This is a genomic window from Billgrantia tianxiuensis, assembly GCF_009834345.1.
Classification (GTDB): Bacteria; Pseudomonadota; Gammaproteobacteria; order Pseudomonadales; family Halomonadaceae; genus Halomonas; species Halomonas tianxiuensis.
In genome coordinates this window covers 1295833-1319070 of the sequence record NZ_CP035042.1, presented here as the reverse complement: position 1 = coordinate 1319070, position 23238 = coordinate 1295833, and the positions used below count along the sequence as shown (strand labels likewise).

Below are 23238 nucleotides of genomic sequence, written 5' to 3'. Positions count from 1 at the left end.
ACCATCCAAGAAAGGGCCGGGCACGGCGAATGCCGCCCCGGCCACGTGACGCGATCAGGCGCTGAGATAGCGATCCTGGTACTCATTCCGAAGAGCCACGTACCACGGCTCCTGGATCGGCCACCACCACAGGTTGGCAAGGTCCTGTTCGGTATAGGAGTCGGTGAAGAACTGGCGCGTCTCGTCGGGCAGCAGCTCGGTGGCGCCCTTGGAGGTGGAGTTGTAGCCGGTCGCCTTGACGAACAGGGCACCCGCCTCCGGCGTGTAGTACCAGTTGATCAGCTCGTAGACGGCGTCCGGATTCTGGGCGTTCTTGGGAATCACGAAGCCCTCCATCCAGGCCAGGGCGCCTTCCTTGGGCGCGCCGTAGGCAATGTCCTCGCCCTCCTGCTGCAGGCGGAAGGCGGTGGAATCCCAGGTCTGGCCGATGACGGCACCGTTGGTGCGGAAGGCCGCCTGGGCGTCGTTCTCGGTGTCCCAGAACTGCACCAGCATGTGCTTGTGCTTGATCGCCTCCTCGAGGATGACATCGAAGTTGGCGCGCATGGCCTCTTCGCTCCTGTAGGAGTCCAGCAGCGGATGGGGCAGCCGGCCTTCGCGCTCGAGCCACAGGCCGATGCCCACCAGCGCCGAATGGCCGCGCACGGTCACGCCCTGGCCGTGCTCGGGGTTCCACAGATCGGCGTAGCTGAGGTTGGCACGGTCGACCTTGGCATCACGGCGGTTCCAGGTGATCGCCTCGGTACCCCAGTCGCTGGGGGCGAAGTAGCGCCTGCCGTCGACCACGCCACCCACCTCGGAGCCCTCGATGGCGCTGTCGAGCGCGCCGGACCAGTTGATGCGCGATTCGTCGAGCGGCTGCACCAGGTCATAGTCTAGATAGCCCGGCACACGGTCCACGGTGGGCATGATCACGTCGAAGCCGGTGCCATCGGTGGCCCGCAGCGAGTTCATCAGCTCGTCGTTGGTGCCGTAGGGGGTAAAGGTCGCGCGGATGCCGGTCTTCTCGGTGAAGTCGGCCAGCATCTCGTCGGTGAAGTAACCCGCCCAGGCATAGATGCGCAGGGTCTGCTCCTGGGCCAATACCTTGTTGATGTAGAACGACGGCACGGTGGCGGCGGCGCCGGCAGCCAGGGTGCCTTTGAGGAAACGGCGACGTGTAAACGACATGACGAGTTCTCCATGAGGGTCTTGCACAGGGTGACAGGGGTCAGCGGCTTGGCCCCCGACCCTTATCGCGCGACTCCATGACGATGGGATGAACATTGAATGACCGTTCAATCCCTGTGTAACAAAGAGTAGCAGCCCTCCAGGAAAAATTCGTTCGCGCTTTCAACGCTGTGTCACCGCCACGGTTTCGGTTTACGCCGAGCCAATCAGATGAAAACACAAGAAAAATAATGACTTAATTGCTTGCATCGAAAGGCGAGCCCAACCGAAGCGCACCGCTAGCTGTATCACGCGCATTGCTGATAGTCTGCCTAAATCTAATGAAGAAATGCGTGCGGGCAAGGCAGGGCCGCGATGCCAATCCGCCAAACATCGGCCTGACACGCAGAGGTGCAACGAGCCCCATGACGGCCATCGCGCAGGGTACACCGAGCATGCTGAGGCGCTTCAGTCTGTGCTTCAGCGATCCACAGTTGGAGCGCACCTATCGGTGTGACACCCTGCCTCGCACGCTGATTCAGGGACGCACGGCGATATTGGTCGGCATGCTCGTCTACCTGCTGTGCGGCCTGCTGGATATCTGGCATGTCCCGCCAGAGGCCAGATGGGGCGTTTGGCAATCACGCCTTACCGCACTCTTGGTACCCACCCTGGTGCTGGCCGTCAGCTTCACTTCGGCCTTCCAACGCCTGGCGCAGTGGTGGTTGGCGTCCGTATGTGTCGCAGCCGGATTCGGCCTGATCGCCATCCAGTCGCAAGTGCCCCTAGAAAATACGCCCTACTATTACCCCGCCATGGTGATGTTGACGTTCTACACCTACAACTTCATCGGCGTTCGATTCACCTATGCCCTGGGCATCGATGCGCTGCTGTTGGTGAGTTACAACCTGGTATTCGGCCTTCTGCTCGACTACCCCGGACATGTGCTCTTCAGCCATAACGTCTTCATCATCTCGGCCAACCTGATCGGCGGTACCACGGGCTATCTAGTGGAACGTCAGGGGCGCCAGCTCTACTTGCGTGAGCAGGAGCTCGAGAAGGAGCGCCGTTACCATCACGACCGTTCCCTGCACGATCCCTTGACGGGGCTGCCCAACCGCGAGTTGCTCTACGACCGCATTCAACAGGCACTGGCAGCCAGCCAGCGTCACCGAAAGCTACAAGGTGGGCTGTTCATCGATCTCGATGGGTTCAAGCACATCAACGACCAGCTCGGGCACCAGATGGGAGACAACCTGCTCGTGCAGGTGGCCCGCCGCTTGAGGCGCAGCGTGCGCAAGACGGATACGGTAGCGAGGATCGGTGGAGACGAGTTCTTCGTGCTGGCTCGCGATCTCGCCTCCGAGCGGGACGTTCATCACCTGGCGGCGAAGCTGCTGTTTAGCCTCAGGCTGCCATTGCCTGAGGTGCCAGCCCAGATTGCCATTCGAGCCAGCATCGGCGTGTGCCTGTTTCCCTACCCCGACATGAGTGTCGATGACATCATCCATCGTGCCGACATGGCGATGTACCGGGTGAAAACGACGGAGAAGGACGGCTACTGCCTGGCTGAACTCGAGCCATGACGAACGGGGCGACGTGCGCCCCTGCTCCGACTACATGGCTGCCCTCAGCTGGCTCGTATCGCCACCTTCAGCACGCCGTCGCGCTGGTGCGAGAAGAGGTCGTACGCCTCGACGATGTTCTCCAGCGCGTAGCGATGCGTGACCAGGGGGCCGAGGTCCAGTCGTCCGGTCTCGATCACCTGCATCAGCCGGCGCATCCGCTCCTTGCCGCCGGGGCAGAGCGAGGTGACGATCTTGTGATCGCCGAGCCCGGCGCAGAACGCCCCGAGGGGAATCGTCAGGTCGCTGGAGTAGACGCCCAGGCTCGACAGGGTGCCGCCCGGCTTGATGACCCGCAGCGCCGCCTCGAAGGTGGACTGCAGCCCCAGCGCCTCGATGGAGGCGTCCACGCCACGTCCACCGGTCAGGCGCAGGATCTCCTCGACCACGTCGACCTTGCGGAAGTCGAGAGTGATGTCCGCCCCCATCTGACGCGCCATGTCCAGGCGCTCGTCGACGCCATCCACGGCGATGATCAGTCCGGCGCCGCGCAGCCTGGCGCCGGCCGTGGCGCACAGGCCGATCGGCCCCTGGGCGAACACCGCCACGCTGTCGCCGATCTTGATGCCCGCCGACTCTGCGCCGGCAAATCCGGTCGACATGATGTCGGGGCACATCAGCACCTGTTCATCGGTGAGCCCATCGGGCACCGGAGCCAGGTTGGCCTGGGCGTCGGGCACCAGCAGGTATTCCGCCTGGGCACCGTCGATGGTGTTGCCGAAGCGCCAGCCGCCCATCGGCTTGTAGCCGTGGGCGTGATGGCCGCCGTCCTGGGCGCAGCAGCCGTCCTGGCAGGCGTAGGAGGTGAAGCTGGGGCAGATGGCGCCGGCGATCACCCGCTGTCCTTCCCGGTACCCCTGCACGTTGGCGCCCAGCTTCTCGATCACGCCGACCGGTTCATGACCGATGGTGAGCCCCTTCTCGACCGGATACTCGCCCTTGAGGATGTGCACGTCGGTGCCGCAGATGGTGGTGGTAGTAACGCGCACCAGGGCATCGTTGGGGCCAATATCCGGAATCGGCTTGTCGTCGATCTCGATGCGCCCGGGCTCGACGAAGATCGCGGCTTTCATCATGGCAGGCATGTCGTGGCCTCTCGGTTGTCGTCTGGTCGTTGGCGAAGAAAAATCCCGTACGGGAACTATCCGTCACGGATGCCCTCCGCGCCTTGATACAAATCAAGGTTGGAATGAGCACCGTCAGTCAACCGACGGTAGATTTCATCGCCGCTCAAGCGACAGGAAAGTGCCAGACTGACGATGGAACCAGACGAACCGAGGAGGCAAACAACCCATGACGACCCATATCGGCCTGTCCGCTGAGGCCGCGGTGCTGGAACAGCTGGAAAGCTGGATGGCCGCGGTGCGTGCCCAGGACATCGATGCCATCGTTGCCCACTATGCTCCGGATATCGTCGCCTTCGATGCGGTGACGAAGCTGCAATTCAAGGGTGTGGCAGCCTACCGCGACCACTGGCAAACATGCATGGAGATGTGCCCAGGACCGATGCTCTTTGAGCTGCATGAGGTCGCGATCCATGCCGATGGGCAGGTGGCCTTCTGCCATGCCCTGCACCGCTGCGGCGGCATCAACGACAAGGGCGAGACCCAGGTGGGCTGGCTACGCATGACCAGCGGCTACCGGCGCATCGAGGGCGAGTGGAAGGTGGTGCACGAACACTTCTCCGTCCCATTCGAAATGGAAAGCGGCAAGGCACTGTTAGGCCTCGAGCCCTGAGGTCCGTACCGAACCAGCGCTTCTGCCTACATCACCGGCACGCCGGTCACCCACACGTGCAGGTGGAAGGCGAACAGGTAGTAGGCGATCAGCCCGCCTACCAGGGTGATGGCGGTGCCGGCGGGACGCGCGGCGACAGGCGGCGCCGGCTGGCGACGCCGGGCGGCGCGGAAGTCGAGCACGGCCCAGAGCAGGAAGGCGCCGAAGAAGACGATGTCGCCAAGGCGGCCGTTGGCCAGCAGGTGAGCAAACGCCCAGACCTTGACCGCCAGCACCATGGGATGGCCCAGCTTGGCCTTGATGTGGTTATTGGGCACATAGGCCGCCACCAGCAGGATGAAGGCGGGGATCATCAGCAACGCCACCGCGTGACGCAACCCCGTGGGCGGGAACCAGACCCAGGTCGGATCGAGGCGCATGCGCCCGTAGCCCCAGATGGCCAGCGCCAGGCCGACGATGGAAACCACGGAGAACAGCGCCTTCCAGCGCATCTCGCCCATCTTGCGGATTTGCTCGCCGCGCCAGTCGTCGGCAACGATACGTATGGAGTGGACGCCAAGAAAGATCACGAGACCCACAATCATTACGAGCATGGCACCGCCTCCATCAGCAGAAATTGAACGAATCGCAGCTCAGCCTACTCACTTGGAGTGTTCCGCGCCAGCCATGGCGCAAAGCCTCGCCGCCCTACAGGAGTACCCGATGAGTGTTACCCCGCCCCTGCCGGACGTGCTGGCCGGCCCGCTGCTGCGACGCCTGACCCCCGAGCGCCTGGTCATGTGGCTGGTGGCCTCGCGCCCGCTCGAGCTTGCGCTCATGCTGCATCCCGAAGGGCAGCCGCCACGACGCCTGACGCTGAGCGATGAGCGCTTGAAGCGCATCGCCGTAGGGGAGCATGCGTGGCTGCACCTGATCGATGTCACCCTGGCCACGCCGCTGCCCACCGGCATCCTCATCGCCTACGACCTGAAGGTACGCGACGACACGGGGGAGCGTGGCATCGCCGAGTGGGCGCCCCATCTGCTGCACGAAGAGGCGAGCTATCCCAGCTTCGTGCTGGCCGAGCGGCACCATCGGCTGTTGCACGGCTCCTGTCGCAAGCCACACCACGACGGCCCCGATGGCCTGGCCCACGCCGATACCTGGCTCGCCGAGCGGCACCGGCGACCGCAGGAGTGGCCGGCCTGGCTGCTGCTGACCGGCGATCAGGTCTATGCCGACGACGTAGCCGGCCCCATGCTGGTGGCCATCCACGCCCTGGTTGCACGCCTGGGCCTGTTCGACGAGGCGCTCTCCGGCGCCACCGTGCCCGACAGCCAGGCACTCTATCGCGACGCGGCCACCTATTACCGACGCGAGGCGCTGCTGCCGGATACCGAGAGCAACAGCGCCCTGCGCGAGCGCTTCTTCGGCGGCGTGCGCAAGCCGATCTTCACCACGGCCAACGCCCATAACCACCTGATCACCTTCGCCGAGGTCATCGCCATGTACCTGCTGGCGTGGTCGCCGGTGCCGTGGCGTCTGATCGAGACCGCCCCGCCTCCGCTGGACGACGAGTGGCAGCAGCGCTTCCAGACCGAACAGGCGATCATCGGGCGCTTCGTGGAGGGACTGCCCGCCTGCGCCCGCCTGCTGGCCCACCTGCCTACGCTGATGATCTTCGACGATCACGACGTGACCGACGACTGGAACCTGACCGCCGACTGGGAGCAGGTCGCCTACGGGCACCCATTTTCGCGGCGCATCATCGGCAATGCCCTGCTGGCCTACCTGCTCTGCCAGGGCTGGGGCAACGACCCCGACCGCCTGGCCGAACTCACGGCACACAGCGCGACGCTGATGGAGCAAGCCCAGCAGAACGCAGGATGGCTCCCGGCCGAGGAGCAGGATGCCTTGCTGCAACGACTGCTGCGCTTTCAGGGCTGGGAATATCGCATACCCGGCGCGCCTCCCCTGCTGGTGCTGGATACCCGCACGCGGCGCTGGCGCAGCGAGCGCCACCCCACCCGCCCCTCGGGCCTGATGGACTGGGAGGCATTGATTGAACTTCAGGAGGGCATGCTCGACGCGCCCTCGGCGATCATCGTTTCCCCCGCGCCCATGTTTGGCGTCAAGCTCATCGAGGCGGTGCAGCGGCTCTTTGCCCTGGCCGGCAAACCGCTGCTGGTGGATGCCGAGAACTGGATGGCCCATCGCGGCGCCGCCAGCGTCATGCTCAACATCTTTCGCCACTCGCGCACGCCGGGCAACTACGTGATTCTCTCCGGCGACGTGCACTACTCCTTCGCCTACGACATCGAGTTGCGCCATCGCCAGTCGGGCCCGAGGCTGTGGCAGATCACCTCCAGCGGCATCAAGAACGCCTTCCCCGTCACCCTGCTCGACTGGTTCGACCGGCTCAACCGCTGGCTCTATGCGCCACGCTCGCCGCTCAACTGGTTTACCAAGCGTCGCCGGCTGGCCATCCATCCTCGCGACCCCGACCTTGCCAAGGCCGGTGAACGACTATGGAACGGTTGCGGCTTGGGACTCGTCGACTTCGACAACGAGGGATGCCCCAGCAACATCCGCCATCTCGATGCCCGGGGCTTCGAGGTGGGCTTTCCACCCGCTCGCGATGCCAAATCGCGGTCGGTTTGTCGTCGTGCCGATGACCGTCTAGCTTGACGACAGACTCACCAGAGCACGGATGCCATGACCTCACCCCAGCCCTCACCGGCTCCCGCTACCCCCCACGATGCACGGCGATCGCTGTGGTTCGCCGCGATGGTGGGCGCCGGCGTAATGGCCGGTATCGACGAGATCGTCTTTCACCAGTTGCTGCAGTGGCACCACTTCTTCGACCATGCCACGCCGACCATCGGTATCCTCTCGGACGGCTTGCTGCATGCGGCCGAACTGCTCGCCATCGTGATCGGCGCCTTCCTGCTGGTCGACCTGGCCCAGCGCAGACGACTGGCAGCACGCTGGGCCTGGGCCGGTTTTTTCCTCGGCATGGGCGGCTTCCAGCTGTTCGATGGGATCGTCAGCCACAAGATCCTGCGCATTCACCAGATCCGCTACGGCGTCGACCTGCTCGTCTACGATCTGACCTGGAACCTGACCGCCGTGGCCCTGCTGCTGGTAGGCGTGGCGCTCTATCGCCGCGCCAGGCGACGGGAACGGGGCTGAGCCGTGCCCGGTGCGACTGAACACGCAATAGCGGCTTCGCTGCTGTCGTGGCTGCCGCTGTTGGTGTTGGGCGTCATCACGCTGATCTATCTGGCGGCCGCTCGCCGCCAGCGGCGCACCCAGCACGGCTGGAGCGGCTGGCGCTGCATTTTCTTCCTGCTGGGCAGCCTGCTACTGGCCATCGCATTGTTCCCGCCGGTGATGAGCTGGGCGCACCACGACCTGCGCGGCCACATGGTCGTGCATCTGCTGATCGGCATGCTGGCGCCGCTGGCGTGGGTGCTGGCCGCCCCGATGACGTTGACGCTCAGGAGCCTGCCGACGCCTGCGGCACGCCGGCTTGTCAGCACTCTTCAGAGCCTGCCAATACGCCTCGTGTCGCACCCGTTCGGCGCTCTGCTGCTCAATATCGGCGGCATGTACTTGCTCTATCTCACCCCGCTCTACGCCGCCTCGTTGCAGAACTCCCTCCTACACCATTGGGTGCACCTACACTTCCTGGTAGCTGGATACCTGTTCTGCTGGTCCATTCTCGCTGGCCCGGACACCTCGCCGCACCGGCTGAGCCTGCGCTTACGCCTGGGCGTACTGTTCGTTTCGGTAGCCACCCACGCCCTGCTGGGTAAGCTCATGTACGGCTACCTGTGGCCGCGCGGCACCGGCCATGGCGTGGAGGAGATCCAGGCCGCCGCCCAGTTGATGTACTACGGCGGCGACCTGGCCGAGCTGTTGCTGGCGGTGGCCTTGATGACGCTAACGCTCATGCGGCACCGACATCGAGCCTCACCAAACGTATTCGAGCTGCATGGCAACCAAGCTGGCGGTGGGCATTCCATAGCGCTCGCCGATCTCCACGAGCGTATCGTCCAGCGCCGCAGCTGAGGGATCGATGACTGGCTGCAGCGTTTCGGTCGCGTCCATGTCCTGCACAGCCTCTATGACCAGACCGCGCCGGGATCGAACCCACCGCCTGTCTGGGTGGGTCGCCACGACACGGGAGCGAAACGTACGGGACCAGGCATCGGCGCTCAGCGCCAGGGCGATCTCGTCGATACCATCCTCGACCGGCAATTCGAGGCGTTCGTGATTCCAGAAGGCCAGCGCGTTGCGAGCGATGGTCAGCAGCATCGCGAACGACAGGCCAAAGGCATCCGAGTCATGTCTCACGTCGAAGTCCTCTATGCCGAGGTCAAGGGCCAGGCGGTCGGCATGGGCCGCACCTGCCGCCGCCTCGACGAGAGCCAGCGAAACGGGAAGGGAGGCCGACACCCCCGTGGTCGTTACCACACGATCATCGGCCACGAAGCGCCAGCCGCGAACCCAGGTCGTATCCTTGAATTGCCGGCCCAGTCTGCCTAAGGAGAACCAGTGCCCTGTCGCCAACTTGTCTCGCAACAACCCGGCATGGGCCAGCGTCAGCACACCGTCGCAGACCCCAACGATAACGGCACCGGACGCCGCCTGGCGCTGCAGCCACTGGATGGCTTCTGGATCATCGGCGCGGTGCAGCGCCGGTACGATGACGATATCGGCCCCTTCTGGCTGCGCTGCGTCGAACGCTTCCCTGGTCTGATCCAACCGTACGGTCAATGCTGGATGCAGCTGCACAGGACCTGGCCCAGTAGAAACCGAGACCACCTCAAACTGTCCCGACGCTTTCAATACGCCATAGGGGATCATGAAGTCCGTCGTCTCGGTGCCTTCATTGGCGCCCATGACCGCTACCAGGTGACGATTTCGCCCTTCTTTGGGTGCAGGCAGCTCGAGGGGGCGGTGCTCAGGCAGAACCGTTGAACCCGGGCTGACGTATCGCCATCCCACCACGGCGATCACGGAGCAGAGCAGCAAAGTCAGGCCAGCCAGCCAAGGGAGGTATCGTGCAGACATCAGGGTATCTCCAGACAGCGTTCCGCTCATGCTGCGTCATGCCCCGCGCTGGCGTAAATGACAAAGTCATCGCAAAATACGCCAATGCGAACCTCTACCTCGGCCCCCTTACCATTGCCCTGATCGGCTTCGATGGCATTCAGTCGCTCGACCTGATCGGACCGATGGAAGTCTTCAGCAAGGCCAATACTCACTGTCCTGCAACAGCTCCTGCCTATCGGGTTCTGCTGGCCTCACCGCATGGTGGAGATATCGTCTCCAATGCTGGCTTGCGAGTCGCCGGAACCCTCCCCCTGACGGCGCTACCGGAGTCACTGGATACGTTGATCATTGCTGGAGGAAGTGAGGAAGGACTGCGACGGGTTGCGGCAGAAACCGACCTGCTTGCCTGGCTGCAGGAGCGCGCTCCACGAGTCCGCCGTGTGGCCAGTGTCTGTACCGGAGCCTTCGTGCTCGCAGCAGCCGGGCTCCTGCGCGGTCGACGGGCAGCTACGCACTGGTCGGCATGCGATACGCTACAACAAATGTGGCCTGACATTCAGGTGGACCATGGCGCCATCTACACTGCCGAGCCGCCCTACTACACCTCGGCCGGAGTGACGACAGGGCTCGACCTCTGCCTCGCCCTGGTCGAAGCTGACTGCGGGCCGCATGTGGCTCTCGGTGTGGCTCGCGACCTGGTCCTGTTCATGCGCCGACCCGGTTCCCAGGCTCAATTCAGTACGGCATTGCGAGCCCAAGCTGCCGCAAGCTCACGTCTATCGCCCTTGGTTGCCGCCATTCTCGACGATCCGACCGGTGACCTCAGCGTACCGGCAATGGCGGCACGTCTCGGCATGAGCGAACGCACCTTCGTACGCCGTTTTCGCGAGGAAATCGGTGAAACCCCTGCCCGCTTCGTCAAGCAGGCACGAGTCGACCGTGCCAAGACGCTGCTGGAAACCTCCCGCTGGCCCCTGGCGCGTATTGCCGAACGTTCGGGCTTCTCCAGCCTGGATAGCCTGCACCGCGTTTTTCTCAAGCTAGTGGGGGTCACTCCCACCACCTATCGCAGCCACTTTGGCACGCGAGGCCCAGCCTTCGACGAGGAGGGCTAAAGCTTTTCACCCGACCGCGCCAGGGGATGATAGGCCGGGCCTTCGATCACTTCGCCGTCGGTGTCGAAGCGGCTGCCATGACAGGGACAATCCCAGGTCGATTCGCTGGCATTCCAGTGCACGATGCACTTCATATGCGGACACACCGCGGAGAGCACCTTGAGTTTACCGGCCTCGGTGCGATGGATGGCGAGCTTCTCGCCCTCCACGGTGGCAACCCGGCCCTGCCCTGGCGCAATGGCATCGAAGCTGTCGAGCTTCTCGGTGCCCAGGTAATCCTTCACCATGTGCTTGGTGACGGTGGCGTTCTCCTTGGCATACTGCAGCGCCGATTTTCCCGGGGTGATGCGCCGCGCGCCGAAGCGTGCCTGCCATGGATTGGCGCGTTCGAGAATCTGGTCGGCAATGAGCATGCCGGCCAACGTGCCCCATACCAGGCCATCGGCAGCGAAGCCGGTGGCCATGTAGAGATTGTCGTGGCCGTGCATGCGCCCGATGTAGGGCAGGCCATCCGGCGAGGTGTACTGCTGGGCCGACCAGTGGTGGGTGAAAGCCTCCACGTCGAAGCGTGCGGCCAGGTACTCGCGCAACAGCTGATAGTGATCGCCGCGATGCTCACCGGTCGGGTGCTTCTCGCCAATGACCATCAGGTACTGGTCGTCGCCATGGCGGTAGCTGCGCAGCGAGTGAAAGGGGTCGAGCACCCAGAGAATGCCCTCGGGATACTCACCGCTGCTCAGTCGCGCACTGACCGCGTACTCCCGCGAGACCGGCATTCCCGCCTGGACCAGGCTGATCCCCTTCGGGGTGTGGGTCGCCTGCACGATATGCTTCGCGGTGACGCTGCCCTCGTCGGTCCTGAGCCGCCCCTTGCCCGCCTCGATCTCGCGCACCGGGCTGTGCTGGAGAATCACCACGCCTTCGCCGAGCAGCGCACTGGCCAGCCCCTGGACATAATGCAGCGGGTTGAACTGAGCCTGGTTGGCGATACGCAAGCCCCAGCTGTCGAAGGGAAGCCCGGGAGCGTTTGTCATTTCGACCTCGAGCCCGGCGCTGACCAGCGCATCGAGCTCTTCGTTCAGGTCGTGCCCGGCATGCTGGCGCTCGTCGGCCACCAGGCGATAGGCTGGCTGGCGCTGGAATTGACAGTCGATGGAGAAACGCTTCACCAGCGCTTCGACATGATCGACCGCTTCGCCCCTGGCCCGTACCACCTCGGCGGCCACTTCGTCGCCCCACTTGTGGCGCAACGGCGCCTGCCCCGATGCCAGGGTGGCGTAGAGGTTGCCGGTGGAGCCACCCGTGACGCCACTTCCCACCGTTCCCGCCTCGAGCACCATGACCTTGAAGCCAGCCTCGGCCAGCGGCAACGCAGCGGTCAGCCCGGTGATGCCGGCTCCGACAATGGCGACATCGGCATCGGCTTCACCGCTGAGAGAAGGGTGTTCCGCCACGCCCCGACTGCCCAGTGTCCATATCGATTCCATAACGACTCCTTTCGTCATCCGTCTGCCCACAGTTATAGAAGCTGGCAGTAGCAGGCGCGAATCATGCCCGCATTCGCAGAACCCGATGGACGTCTCCCCATCCCCCTCCCTCGCGCCTATTAAAGATTCGGCCGTCCTGGCCGATAGGTCAAAAAGACATCGTTACATGCCGGGACACCCCGGATAGACGCGTCCGTTGACAGAATTCGAAGCTGCACTGACCAGTAGCCGGACGACCGCAACCGATAGCGTCGAGAAATACCGCAACACACAGGTCGTACCCATGCCCAGCAAGGTCACACTGAAGGTCGTCTACTACGGCCCCGCCATGAGTGGCAAGACAACCAACCTGCTACAGCTGCATGCAAGGTTGAGTCCTCAGCGCAAGGGCGAGCTGATGGTCATGGAGACCCGCGACGACCGCACCTTGTTTTTCGATATGCTGCCGATTGGCTTTCGGGAGAAACAAACGCTCGACCTGCGTGTGAAGCTATACACGGTGCCAGGCCAGGTGGAGCATGACAGCACGCGGAAAGCCGTGCTGTCGCGGGCCGATGGCGTGATCTTCGTGGCGGATTCACAGCTGAACCAGCAGGAGAACAACGCCACCTCCTTCGACAACCTGGCCAGCAATCTGCACAAGGTAGGACTGGATATCGAAAGCCTCCCCCTGGTCGTTCAGTTCAACAAGCGCGACCTTGGCAGGATCGTCGATGAGGATGAGCTGGCAGAGCGCTGGAAGAGCACACCCTGGTGGCCGCTGTCGCTCTCAAGTGCACTGAAAGGGACCGGTGTCGTTGAAACGTTCGAACAGTTGCTGGAACGTCTCTACCCCGTCGTCGATGCAACGCATTCGCTGTCGACCCGGCATGGGATCGACCAAGCCGACTTGATCGCTTATCTCACTCAGTGTCGCGAGCCCTAACATGTTCGATGCCAGCGAAGACCTCACGCTTGCTGAATTGCTGTCGCCCGCCCAGGTGGAGCAAGCCCTTGCCCTTCTCTCCAAACTGTGTGGGGTCAAGCTGACTCTGCTATCTGTTCCTGAGGACCAGGCGACGGCGATCGAATTCAATCTCGAACCCGTCGCCTGGCTCAAGGCCGACCTCTCACCTCCTCAGCGCGAGGCAGCCGCCTCGATGCTGGAGCTACTGGTGTTTCATGCCGGCAAGTATCGCCTTGCCGCCAACTTGCACCGCAGCGCCTCGCAGGCAAGCTATCAAGAGTTGCAGGAGCAGAATGCTGCGCTGCAGGTCTCCGAGGCCCGCTATCGTCACCTCTCCGAGACACTACAGGAGCAGGTCGATAGCCAGGTCGAAATGATTCGCGAATCGCAGCAGCGTCTTTACGAGAGCGCTCGCCTGAGGGCGGTAGGCCAGCTGGCGGCGGGCATGGCACACGAAATCAACACTCCCATCGGCTTCATTACCAGCAACCTTCACACGGCAAAGGAGTACCTTAACGACCTTACCTCCGAAGCCGATGAAGCATCGCATCAGGAACTGATCGAGGATTTTCACTGCCTGTTGGCCGAATCGCTGGACGGTGCGGGCAGGATTTCCCGCATCATTCGGGACATTCGCCACTTCGCTAACATCGACCAGAGCGATTTTCACGACTTCGACCTCAACGCACTGGTCAAGACCGCAACGAAGCTGCTGCAATCCGAACTGCAGACCAACGCCACCGTTTCCCTTCAGTTGGACAGCCTGCCCAGGATACCTGGGTACCCGGCCCGGGTCGGGCAGGCGATCTACAACGCCATGAGCAATGCCCTGCACTCCGTGGAAGATGAAGGTCAGGTCACCGTCTCGACACGCCTGGACGAGGATATGGTAGAGATCGTCTTTACCGACAACGGTCATGGGATGGACGAAGAGACGCTTGCCCGTGCCTTCGAGCCCTTCTTTACCACTCGTGCAGTTGGCAAGGGTACCGGCCTGGGTCTATCCGTCGTGCGTGATGCGGTGAAGGCGCATCACGGCGACGTAGTACTCACCAGTCGCGTAGGCAATGGCACCACTCTCACCCTACGCCTACCGACCCGATGGCCCTCGCCATGAAGAAACGCTACAGCGCCCTGTTCACCGGAAACCCTCCGCCAACGGAAACAACCGACGAGAGATCCAGGCCTTATCGCCTTCTCTTCGTGGATGACGATCCGTACATTCTCTCGGCGCTGCGCCGGGTTTTTCACCGGGAAAATTATGAGCTGCGCTTCGCTGAAAGCGCCGAAGCGGCTCTCACCATATTGGAAAGTGAGTCGGTCGAACTCATTGTCAGCGATTTCAAGATGCCGGGTATGGATGGCAATGAGCTGCTGCATATCGTGCGCAAGCGTTGGCCACACGTCCTGCGAATCATGCTGACCGGCTATGCGGACTCGGAGGTGGTCCTGGGTTCCATGAAGGATGGCGCGGTCTATCGCTTCAACCTCAAGCCTTGGAACGATGACGATCTGCGGCTCACGGTGGCCATGGCGCTGGAGCAGTTCGAGCTGAGGCAGCGCAGGAACTCGGCCGGGAAAGGCAACCTGCGCGGCCCGGAGCTGGAGTTGATGGAGCTGGACATCCCTTCGCGTAACCAGTTGCTTCTCTTCCTGCACGACCAGAACCTGATCAACACCCGCCAGTTGCAGCGCCTGCACGGCCAGATACATCGATCCCAACAACCTGCGGTCCAAATCGTCGTGGATGGCCGGTGGGTGGACGAGCAGCAGCTCTACGCATTGCTCCGGGATGAGAAGCTGTGCGAGGAGATCGACCTTCGTGAGGTGGAGACCGATCTCTCCCTATTTTCCATCCTGGCTCCATCCACCTGCATGCGACAGTGGATATTCCCTTGCCGGCGGGAAGGAGCGCGCTTGGACCTGGCAATGGCCGACCCGCTCGATATCGGTCTGATAGAAGCACTGACCACGACAACAGGCTGTACCATTCGCCCCTTGCTGTGTCGGGTCGAGCAACTGATGGCAAAGCTGGAAGAGGCTGCCGAACGCTACATGTGGCTGAACGATACTGCCGCAGAGGAAGAAGATCCCTATGAGGACATCGAGATCGTCCTCGACGATTCCGAATCTGCCGAAAACCTCCAGCAACTCCTCACCAGCTCGGTTGAGCCGCCTGCGGTTCGTTTGACCAATGGCATCTTGCTCGAAGCCGTCAACGCAGGTGCCCGAGGGATTCTCATACAGCCCCGCCTGGATGCGATCTCAGTGCGCTATCGTATCAACGGCATCATGCAGGATACCATCCAGATTCCTTCCAGCCTGCTGGTGGCCGTGGTATCCCGCCTCAAGCTCATGGCCGAGCTGGACGTGGCCGAACAGCAAACGCCCCAGGAAGGCCACCTTACCGTCAAAACCCCCATGTCCATCCTGGACATGACGGTATCGACGCTGCCCACGACTCATGGCGAGCAAGTCTACGTTCGGCTTGCTCCACGCAATAGCGCCGTGTTCGCGCTGGAACAGCTGGGGCTCTCAGCGGAGCACCTGCGCCTGCTGCGACACGCCAGCGCCAGGCCCCAGGGCATGATCCTGTCCGCCGGTCCCGCGGACAGCGGGAAGTCCATGCTGCTGCACGCCTTGCTCAGGGATGGTCCTTCATCGAGCCACCATATTTCCATCGAACAACCCACTCAGTACGCCAACGATAGGGCGACCCAAACGAGACCGGTGCGGGATTACCACGATAGCTCAGCGGACATGCTCGATGCCGTACTTGCCCAGCATCCCGATGTCGTACTGCTGGACGATCATCGGGACAGCGGAGTCATCGCCAAGGCCATGCACACGGCGGCATATGGCGGCAAGGTGCTGACGACCATCACGGCCAGCTCGGTCGCCGATGTTTTCGCACGGCTGCTCACGCCTCCCGCCGATCTGCTTACGGTCGCCTCCGGCTTGAATGCCGTGGTCATGCAGCGCCTGGTACGCAGGTTGTGCGAACACTGCCGCAAGCCGGTGCCGCCCACGGCCTGCGATGCTCTGGGGGCCCCTTCGCCCAGCCTCCGATTGCGGCTTGGCAAGCAATGGGCTGTCACCGATGCCATGGTGGCTATGAGGGACGCATAGGCCTCTACGAGGTGATCTTGATCACCGACACTCTACGCAGCGCCATTGCCAGTGGGCGTAACCCATGGGAACTACAGGCGCTCGTCCGCAGCGACTCCCCCCACCCGCTGCTCGCAGACGCCCATGCCAAGGTGGAGCAAGGCTTGACGACCACGGAGGAAGTGCTGCGAACCCTGGGTCCCCAGGAAGCCCTGCCAGCGACAGTCTGAGCGCCGCTTGGCCGAGGTCCATGGCTGGGGTGAAGGCTGGCGTGAAAGAGCCAGCCACAGAAAGATTTCTAATTCTACCTAAAGCGTAGCCAGAAAACGCCGATATCATGGTCAGGCTCATCCTTCTGCTCCCGTCGCCCCTGGCACGACGCAGTGCGAAGCGCCAGCCCCGGAAAGACACGCATGCCGGAACTCGCCATGAACCAGACGAAACATTTGCTACGTGACCTCGCCGAGGTCGACGCCCAACTACTCCAAGCCGAAAAGATGGCGGCTATCGGCCAGCTTGCCGCTGGAGTAGCGCATGAGATCAACAACCCCATTGGCTACGTTTTTTCCAACCTCAAGGCTTTGGCAGGTTATGTCGAGGATCTGATCAAGATCATCGATGCAGCAGAAAAAGTGAGTAGCCTCGAGGAACTGAAAAGCCTTATCGAAAAGCTCGAATACAGTTATATCCGGGAGGATGTACAGGCCCTGATAAGCGAATCGGAAGAAGGAATAGGCCGGGTCAAGAACATCATTACTGCGCTCAAGGATTTCTCGCATATTGAAGAAGAAACCTTCCTGCCCGCCGACCTGCACCGTGGACTCGACTCGACCCTGAGCCTGGCAAGTAACGAGCTGAAATATAAGGCCGATATCGTAAAAAATTATGGAGACATCCCCGAGATCGAGTGCCTGCCTTCCCAGCTCAATCAAGTAGCCCTCAACTTGCTCACCAATGCCGCCCATGCGATCGAAGGCAGAGGAACCATCACCCTGAGCACTGGCCGTACGGACGACATGGTCTGGTTCGAAGTGGAAGATAGCGGGCGCGGTATCAAGTCCGAGCATATCGGGCGCCTGTTCGAACCTTTCTTCACTACCAAGACGATGGGGAAGGCACGGGCCTCGGGCTCGCGCTGTCCTCAAGCATTGTGCAGAAGCACGGTGGGCATATCGAAGTGGAAAGCAATGAGGGCCAGGGCAGTCGGTTCCGCGTCTGGTTGCCCATTACCCAGACTGCCCATCACTCAGACTAAGTAACATTACCGTACAAGGCCAGCATGACTGCAATGACCGTGAACTCCGAGGCTCCTGTCGCCAGCTTGATGCTGGTGGACGATGAGCCCAACATTCTTCAGGCGCTACGCCGGGTCCTGCGTCGGGAGGGCTATCGCTTGTTGATGGCTCACAATGGTGAGGAAGCATTGGAGATCATGCAGAATGAGCCCATCGACCTGGTGGTGTCGGATTCACGCATGCCTGGCATGGATGGCGCGGAGCTGTTAAGCCGAATCCAGCAGACCTGGCCCGACTGCCGGCGCCTGATGCTGACCGGCCACGCCGACCTGACCTCGACCATTCGTGCCATCAACGAAGGGCAAATCTACCGCTATATTTCCAAGCCTTGGAACGATGATGAGCTACGCCTCACCATTCGGCAGGCCCTGGAACATCAACTGGCAGAACGCGAGCGTCGCCGCCTGGAAGCGCTGACGCAGGCTCAGAACCAGGAGCTGAGCTCACTCAATGCGCACCTCGAAGAGCGGGTTCAGATTCGTACCAGCGAGCTTCAACAAGTCGCCGACATGCTGGAATTGGCCTACGGTGAGCTGAAGCGAAGCTATGTGACGGCAACCCAGGTCTTTTCCAGCCTGATAAATCAGAGGCTACCACGCAATCTGCAAACCAATACCCAGGTCAGGGATCTGATCAAGGCCTTTACGGAGACTCATCAGTGCGATGAGGAATCACAGCGCAGCTTGCTCATGGCGGCATCGCTCTACAACCTCGGCAAGATGACCTGGAGCGACCGCCTGCTGTCCACCCCCTCCGATAGGCTATCCACCACGGATCGTGAAGTTTACAAGCGATACCCAGTGACAGGTGAAGGCCTGTTGATGGCGCTCGACTATCTCGAGGATACGGCGCAAGTCATCCGCCATCATCGCGAGCGCTGGAACGGTAGCGGATACCCCGATCGGCTCAAGGGCGAAGAGATACCCTATGGAGCACGCCTGCTGGGACTCGCCGTTGACTTCATCGAACTCCAACGGGGAATGGTGCTACAGCGTCGCCTGCCGCGGGATGATGCCCTGAAACTGCTACGCAAGCTGTCAGGCCGAGTCTACGACCCCGCAATGTGCGAGGCATTCGTGACACTGTGCATCGAGCAGGCTCCTGATCTTGGCCTGGGGGGCGCCGCTATCAAGTCGCTCGATTCGCGTCGCCTCGAACCCGGCATGATTTTGGTACGCGACCTGCACTCTGAAAGCGGAATGTTGCTGCTCAATGAAGGCAAGCAGCTGACCCAGCACCTGATCGAGCGCCTGATCCGTTTCGAAGAAACCGAGGGAACCCGCTATGTGCTATGGGTAAAGATGCCTGACGGGGATCCGGAATGAGCACACCTCATGACCTTGCGCTCGAAAGTAGCGAAGTGAAGCGACGTACCCTGCTCTGCCACTCCTACCTGATATTGCTGGCCGTAGCCTGCCTGACGCTAGGAAGCCTGGGGCTGCTGAACAGCGTGTCGCTTTGGGGCCATGAGAGCAACCCAATAAAGGTTCTCATGCCCGAAACCTCTCTGGCTATCGCCTTCTTTGGCCTGGCCTTGGGCTGCCGGCTGCTTGGAGCCTCTCGATTGAGTCTCGTATGGGCCTTGCCGCTATTGGGATTGGGCATCCATGGCCTGCTAGCGTCGTTTCCCGTAATGGACCAGCTCCCTCGCGTTCTGAGAAGCGATGGCAATCACATGAGCGCCATCTTTCTCCTTCAGAGCATCGCGCTGACTGCCAGCGCCTTTCATAACCAACCCATGCAGCGATTAGCCACGACCCTGGGTTGGCTACTGCTTGCGCTGGGTATCTTTACCCTGGCCCTGGGCTGGTTACCGATGCCGGAGCTCCTGCATGGCGGCGTACAGCACTTTGCCCATCACCAGGCCAGTAGCGTAGGCAGCCTATATATTTCGGCAAGCGGCTTGGCCATCATCATACTGCCCAAGGCATGTCTTGCCGAGAAAGGGAAGCTCGGTAAACTCCCCTTGGCCGCTGGTGTCGTAGGCACACTATTCGTCTGCAGTGGCTGGCTGGCTTATAGCCAGCAGAGCCTGCAACACCTGACCACCAGCAGCGAGCATCAACTGGCTCAACTACAAGCCAGCATCAAGCATGAGCTGAACGACCACGTTCAACTGCTGGAGCGCCAGGCCCTGCGCTGGGAAGCATTGGGCGAGTTCCCTCCCCCTCCCCTTTGGCGGCAGGAAATGGAGAGCTACCTCTCCCACTTCCCTGCCTTCAATCTCATTGGCGTCTTCAGCCACCAGCTTGAACCGCTCATGCTTAAGGCCACCCAGCCGCTAGCCTACTACCGGCTCAGCCACTTTTTGCCTTGGCGGGCGGCTCCGGCTGGCTAAGCGACTCCCCTGGTTTCCAGGCGGCCAAGCTTAGCCCGGTCCTTAGAAGCGGCGAGAGACAGAACCTGCTGATTGCTTTCCCTTTGCAAATTCCGACACGCATGCAGCACTGGCTGATCGCCAACCTGGATGTCACCACACTGTTCGAGCAGTTGCATGAGCACAGTGGAGAGCGCTTCGTTTTCCAGGTGCAGCAGGGCAGACAGCCTCTCTTCTCCTTCGCCCCCCATTTGCCCATGTCCGAGCTGCTTCCCATCGGCGAGAAGAGTGTCACCTTGGCGGATGGCCATCATTGGCGGCTGATCAGCTACATGAGCAAGCAGCACCTGAAGCGCTCTTCGATCATGCCAACGATAACGCTAGTGGGCGGTCTTCTTTTCAGTTACCTGTTGACAGTCAGCCTCGGCCTGCTGCGCCTGACGGAACGTAGACGCGAGGAACTGGCACAAAACCAACGCCTCTTTCGTATCGTCGGCGACACGGCCCTTATCGGCGGATGGTACATAGACCTACTCAGGAATCGTGCCGTGTGGTCCAAGGAAGTGTGCGTCCTACATGACGAACCAGCCGATTTCCAGCCCACTGTGGAAGAGGCCATCGCTTATTACCCGGCTCATTGCCACAAACGGCTATTCGACTGCCTCGAAGCCTGCAAGCACGACGGCACCCCATTCGACGAGGAAGTTACAGTCACTACGGGCCGCGGCCGTGAAATCACGGTGCGCATTCTGGGCCAGGCCGTGCGCGATGCCAACGGCGATATCGTACAAATTCAGGGCTCCACCCAGGACATCACCGAACAGAAGCAGCTACGCCAGGAAGTTTCCCGGCTAGCGACTCGACTGACCCGTACCCTTGAGTCGATGACCGTCGCCTTCCTGACGCTGGACGACAAATGGCGCTTCAGCTATCTCAACAACGAGGCTGAACGCTTGTTGGCACACAAGCGAGCAGACCTGTTGGGCCACGTTGTCTGGGAATGCTTTCCTGAGGTACAGGGAACGCGCTTCGAAACCGAGTATCGCCTGGCCGTTGAACAAGGCAGGCCAATGATATTCGAAGAGTACAGCTCGCGTCTCATGGCCTGGTTCGAAGTACATGCCTACCCAACCGAAGAAGGCCTGGCCGTTTACTTTCAAGACGTCAGTACACGCAAGGTTGCGGAAAAACGATTGCGTGTTCTTGAGAGAAGTGTCGAATCGAGCATCAATGGAGTCACCATCGTTGATGCAAGCCAACCGGATCTACCCATTATCTATGTCAACGCGGCCTTCGAGCGCATGACCGGCTACAGCCGCGACGAGATCATTGGACAGAACTGCCGCATTCTCCAAGGTGAAGGCACGGCGAAGAGCGCTCGTAACGCCATAAGGAAAGGAATTTCTGGGCATCGCGACATTCATGTGGTGATACGTAATTATCGTCGTGACGGGTCCCCCTTTTGGAACGAGCTCTATATTTCTCCCGTGCGTGATGACGAAGGCAACGTCACCCACTTCATTGGTGTGCAGAACGACATTACTTCGGAGCGGGAGTATAGGGCGCAACTGACCTATAGCGCCACTCATGACGCACTGACCGGCCTCGCCAATCGAGCCTCGATCGAAAAAACCATACACCGGGCGTGCGAGGCCGCCGCACTTTCCCATCGTCACTTGGCCGTCCTCATTCTTGATCTGGACGACTTCAAGCCAATCAACAACACATTAGGACACGAGACAGGCGATAACGTACTGATCGAGGTTTCCCGTCGCCTGGAACGACAGCTACGCCCCGAAGACAGTCTTGCTCGCTTCGGTGGGGATGAATTCGTATTGGTTCTTCCAAACCTGCTCGAAGGGAAAGAGGAGTGTGCTCGTCTCATTGAGCCCATACTGGCTGAAATAGCATGCCCCTATCATATCGACGCCAATGAACTCTATCTGACAGCCAGCGTTGGAGTATCGCTATATTCTGGTGGTGCAACACATCCACAGGCACTGCTGCAGCAGGCTGACTTGGCCATGTACCAGGCCAAGCAAAAAGGACGCAACACTTACCATTTCTTCTCTTCCGACCTAAACGAAAAAGTTAGCCAGCATCTTTCAATACGCAACGAACTCCAGCGCGCCTTGGTGGAAGGCCAATTCGAGCTCCATTACCAGCCACAAGTACACGGCCCCAGCGGCAGGATTCTTGGATTTGAAGCTCTGCTGCGCTGGAAACATCCTCAAAAAGGCTATCTTTCACCAGCGTACTTCATCGATATCGCCGAGAGCACGGGCAGATCGTACCCATCAGCGACTGGGTATTGGAAACCGCCTGCCGCGCCAACAAGAGACTCAACGAGCTTGGGCATGAGCCATATGTCATGTCGGTCAACGTCTCTCCCCTGCAGTTCCAGCGCAGCTGTTTCGTACCGGAGGTCTTGCAGGTGATCGAATCCACAGGGCTCGATGCCTCATTGCTTGAACTCGAACTCACCGAGAACATACTGATGGGGAGTACGGATAATGTCATCGAGACTCTGCATGAAATTCGCTCCCACGGTATCGGCATTGCCATCGACGACTTCGGCACCGGATTTTCCAGCCTGAGCTACCTCAAGTATCTTCCGATCAACAAGATCAAGATCGACCGCTCCTTCATCAAGGACGTTATCAGCGACCATCGCGACGCAGCCATCATTCAGGGTGTGGCCTCTATCGCCACCCAGCTCCAGCTACGAGTGGTAGCCGAAGGTGTCGAGACACAAGCACAGTACGGCTACCTTCAAAAGCACCTGTGTGAAAACTTTCAGGGCTATTACTTTGCCCCACCCATGCCATTGGAGGAGCTCATCACCTTCCTGGATGAACACTATCAGGCCCAGAACCTTGGCCGGAAGCAACGCGAAGGCCATCAGGGCGGGCAAACACTGCTGCTGCTGGACGACGAAGCCAATATCCTGCGAGCTCTCAAGCGCGTGTTGCGCCGGGACGGTTATCGGGTCCTGACGACGACCAGTGCCCAAGAGGCATTCGAACTGCTAGCGACCGAAACGGTGCAAGTGATCATCAGCGATCAGCGAATGCCGGAAATGAGCGGCACGGAATTCCTGCGCCGAGCCAAGGAGCTGTATCCCGATACGGTACAGATCGTGCTTTCGGGCTATACCGACCTAAAGACCATCACCGAGGCAATCAACGAAAGTGCCATCTACAAATTCCTGACCAAGCCATGGGATGACGAGGAGCTACGCTTGGTCGTGCAGCAGGCTTTTCGCCACTATGCCAAACAGCGGGTACGGCGACGCAGCGAAAACGCCTGACCCCAGATTGAAGACGCCGGTACCGACCAGCCCTGCCGGCCCTTCACTGCCATGGGTTTCATTCCCACACATATCGTCGCCGTTCAGCAAAGAAACTACGCGCGAGCGC

General features: G+C 61.1%; 19 protein-coding genes and 1 pseudogene. 15 read left to right on the top strand and 5 right to left on the bottom strand.

The window, feature by feature from the left end; all coding sequences use genetic code 11:
• Positions 1 to 54 precede the first annotated feature (54 nt).
• Complete coding sequence (locus EKK97_RS06225; RefSeq protein ID WP_159550334.1) at positions 55 to 1170, bottom strand: extracellular solute-binding protein; 1116 nt, start codon at positions 1168 to 1170, stop codon at positions 55 to 57.
• Positions 1171 to 1574: 404 nt separating this feature from the next.
• Between EKK97_RS06225 and EKK97_RS06220 the strand changes: the two genes are divergently transcribed.
• Positions 1575 to 2735, top strand: a complete 1161-nt coding sequence (locus EKK97_RS06220) for a GGDEF domain-containing protein (protein WP_159550331.1) — start codon at positions 1575 to 1577, stop codon at positions 2733 to 2735.
• 44 nt (positions 2736 to 2779) lie between these two features.
• Here the strand turns inward: EKK97_RS06220 and EKK97_RS06215 are convergent, their stop codons facing one another.
• A complete protein-coding gene (locus EKK97_RS06215; protein ID WP_159550328.1) occupies positions 2780 to 3859 on the bottom strand; it encodes an NAD(P)-dependent alcohol dehydrogenase in 1080 nt (359 codons plus the stop codon).
• Positions 3860 to 4067: 208 nt separating this feature from the next.
• On the opposite strand from EKK97_RS06215, the gene EKK97_RS06210 reads away from it, so the two are divergent.
• Positions 4068 to 4511, top strand: a complete 444-nt coding sequence (locus EKK97_RS06210; protein ID WP_159550325.1) for a YybH family protein — start codon at positions 4068 to 4070, stop codon at positions 4509 to 4511.
• Between the two features lie 26 nt (positions 4512 to 4537).
• Here EKK97_RS06210 and EKK97_RS06205 read toward each other — a convergent pair whose 3' ends face one another.
• Entirely contained in the window at positions 4538 to 5104 is a 567-nt protein-coding gene (locus tag EKK97_RS06205; protein ID WP_159550322.1) for an NnrU family protein, read from the bottom strand.
• A gap of 109 nt (positions 5105 to 5213) precedes the next feature.
• Between EKK97_RS06205 and EKK97_RS06200 the strand changes: the two genes are divergently transcribed.
• Genes EKK97_RS06200 through EKK97_RS06190 form a run of 3 tightly spaced genes read left to right on the top strand, consistent with a single transcriptional unit; the run spans position 5214 to position 8564 of the window.
• A complete protein-coding gene (locus tag EKK97_RS06200; RefSeq protein ID WP_159550319.1) occupies positions 5214 to 7178 on the top strand; it encodes a metallophosphoesterase family protein in 1965 nt (654 codons plus the stop codon).
• Positions 7179 to 7205: 27 nt separating this feature from the next.
• Positions 7206 to 7682, top strand: coding sequence for a DUF2243 domain-containing protein (locus EKK97_RS06195; protein WP_159550316.1), 477 nt, complete (start codon positions 7206 to 7208; stop codon positions 7680 to 7682).
• A 3-nt stretch (positions 7683 to 7685) separates the two neighbouring features.
• Positions 7686 to 8564: a cytochrome c oxidase assembly protein gene (locus EKK97_RS06190; protein ID WP_234286505.1), complete on the top strand. Its 879-nt coding sequence runs from the start codon at positions 7686 to 7688 to the stop codon at positions 8562 to 8564.
• Here the strand turns inward: EKK97_RS06190 and EKK97_RS06185 are convergent.
• Entirely contained in the window at positions 8466 to 9569 is a 1104-nt protein-coding gene (locus EKK97_RS06185) for a DJ-1/PfpI family protein (protein WP_159550313.1), read from the bottom strand. The genes EKK97_RS06190 and EKK97_RS06185 overlap by 99 nt on opposite strands.
• 38 nt (positions 9570 to 9607) lie before the next feature.
• Here EKK97_RS06185 and EKK97_RS06180 point away from each other — a divergent pair, with 38 nt between their 5' ends.
• Positions 9608 to 10666 (top strand): GlxA family transcriptional regulator, encoded by a 1059-nt coding sequence (locus EKK97_RS06180; RefSeq protein WP_159550310.1) that lies wholly within the window; start codon positions 9608 to 9610, stop codon positions 10664 to 10666.
• Here the strand turns inward: EKK97_RS06180 and EKK97_RS06175 are convergent.
• On the bottom strand, positions 10663 to 12153 hold the full coding sequence (locus EKK97_RS06175; RefSeq protein ID WP_159550307.1) for an FAD-dependent oxidoreductase: 1491 nt from the start codon (positions 12151 to 12153) through the stop codon (positions 10663 to 10665). The two genes, EKK97_RS06180 and EKK97_RS06175, sit on opposite strands and share 4 nt — an antisense overlap.
• 196 nt (positions 12154 to 12349) lie before the next feature.
• On the opposite strand from EKK97_RS06175, the gene EKK97_RS06170 reads away from it, so the two are divergent.
• From EKK97_RS06170 to EKK97_RS24340, 9 genes and pseudogenes are all read left to right on the top strand, one after another.
• A complete protein-coding gene (locus EKK97_RS06170) occupies positions 12350 to 13078 on the top strand; it encodes a GTP-binding protein (protein ID WP_234286507.1) in 729 nt (242 codons plus the stop codon).
• Between the two features lies 1 nt (position 13079).
• The gene (locus EKK97_RS06165; RefSeq protein WP_159550304.1) at positions 13080 to 14216 is read left to right on the top strand and encodes a sensor histidine kinase; all 1137 of its coding nucleotides are present in this window, start codon (positions 13080 to 13082) and stop codon (positions 14214 to 14216) included.
• Positions 14213 to 16228: an ATPase, T2SS/T4P/T4SS family gene (locus tag EKK97_RS06160; RefSeq protein ID WP_159550301.1), complete on the top strand. Its 2016-nt coding sequence runs from the start codon at positions 14213 to 14215 to the stop codon at positions 16226 to 16228. Before EKK97_RS06165 ends, EKK97_RS06160 begins: the two co-directional genes overlap by 4 nt.
• On the top strand, positions 16186 to 16437 hold the full coding sequence (locus tag EKK97_RS06155) for an ATPase, T2SS/T4P/T4SS family (protein WP_479688636.1): 252 nt from the start codon (positions 16186 to 16188) through the stop codon (positions 16435 to 16437). The genes EKK97_RS06160 and EKK97_RS06155 overlap by 43 nt, the downstream gene beginning before the upstream one ends.
• 183 nt (positions 16438 to 16620) lie before the next feature.
• Positions 16621 to 17466 (top strand): ATP-binding protein, encoded by an 846-nt coding sequence (locus tag EKK97_RS06150; RefSeq protein WP_201297018.1) that lies wholly within the window; start codon positions 16621 to 16623, stop codon positions 17464 to 17466.
• A 20-nt stretch (positions 17467 to 17486) separates the two neighbouring features.
• A complete protein-coding gene (gene nosR / locus EKK97_RS06145; protein ID WP_234286510.1) occupies positions 17487 to 18827 on the top strand; it encodes a response regulator c-di-GMP phosphodiesterase, NosR family in 1341 nt (446 codons plus the stop codon).
• Positions 18824 to 19840 (top strand): hypothetical protein, encoded by a 1017-nt coding sequence (locus EKK97_RS06140; protein ID WP_159550294.1) that lies wholly within the window; start codon positions 18824 to 18826, stop codon positions 19838 to 19840. Before nosR ends, EKK97_RS06140 begins: the two co-directional genes overlap by 4 nt.
• Before the next feature lie 101 nt (positions 19841 to 19941).
• A pseudogene (locus EKK97_RS24350) lies at positions 19942 to 22580 on the top strand (sensor domain-containing protein); the annotation flags it as partial.
• A gap of 60 nt (positions 22581 to 22640) precedes the next feature.
• Positions 22641 to 23129, top strand: a complete 489-nt coding sequence (locus EKK97_RS24340; protein ID WP_236551442.1) for a response regulator — start codon at positions 22641 to 22643, stop codon at positions 23127 to 23129.
• Positions 23130 to 23238: the final 109 nt, after the last annotated feature.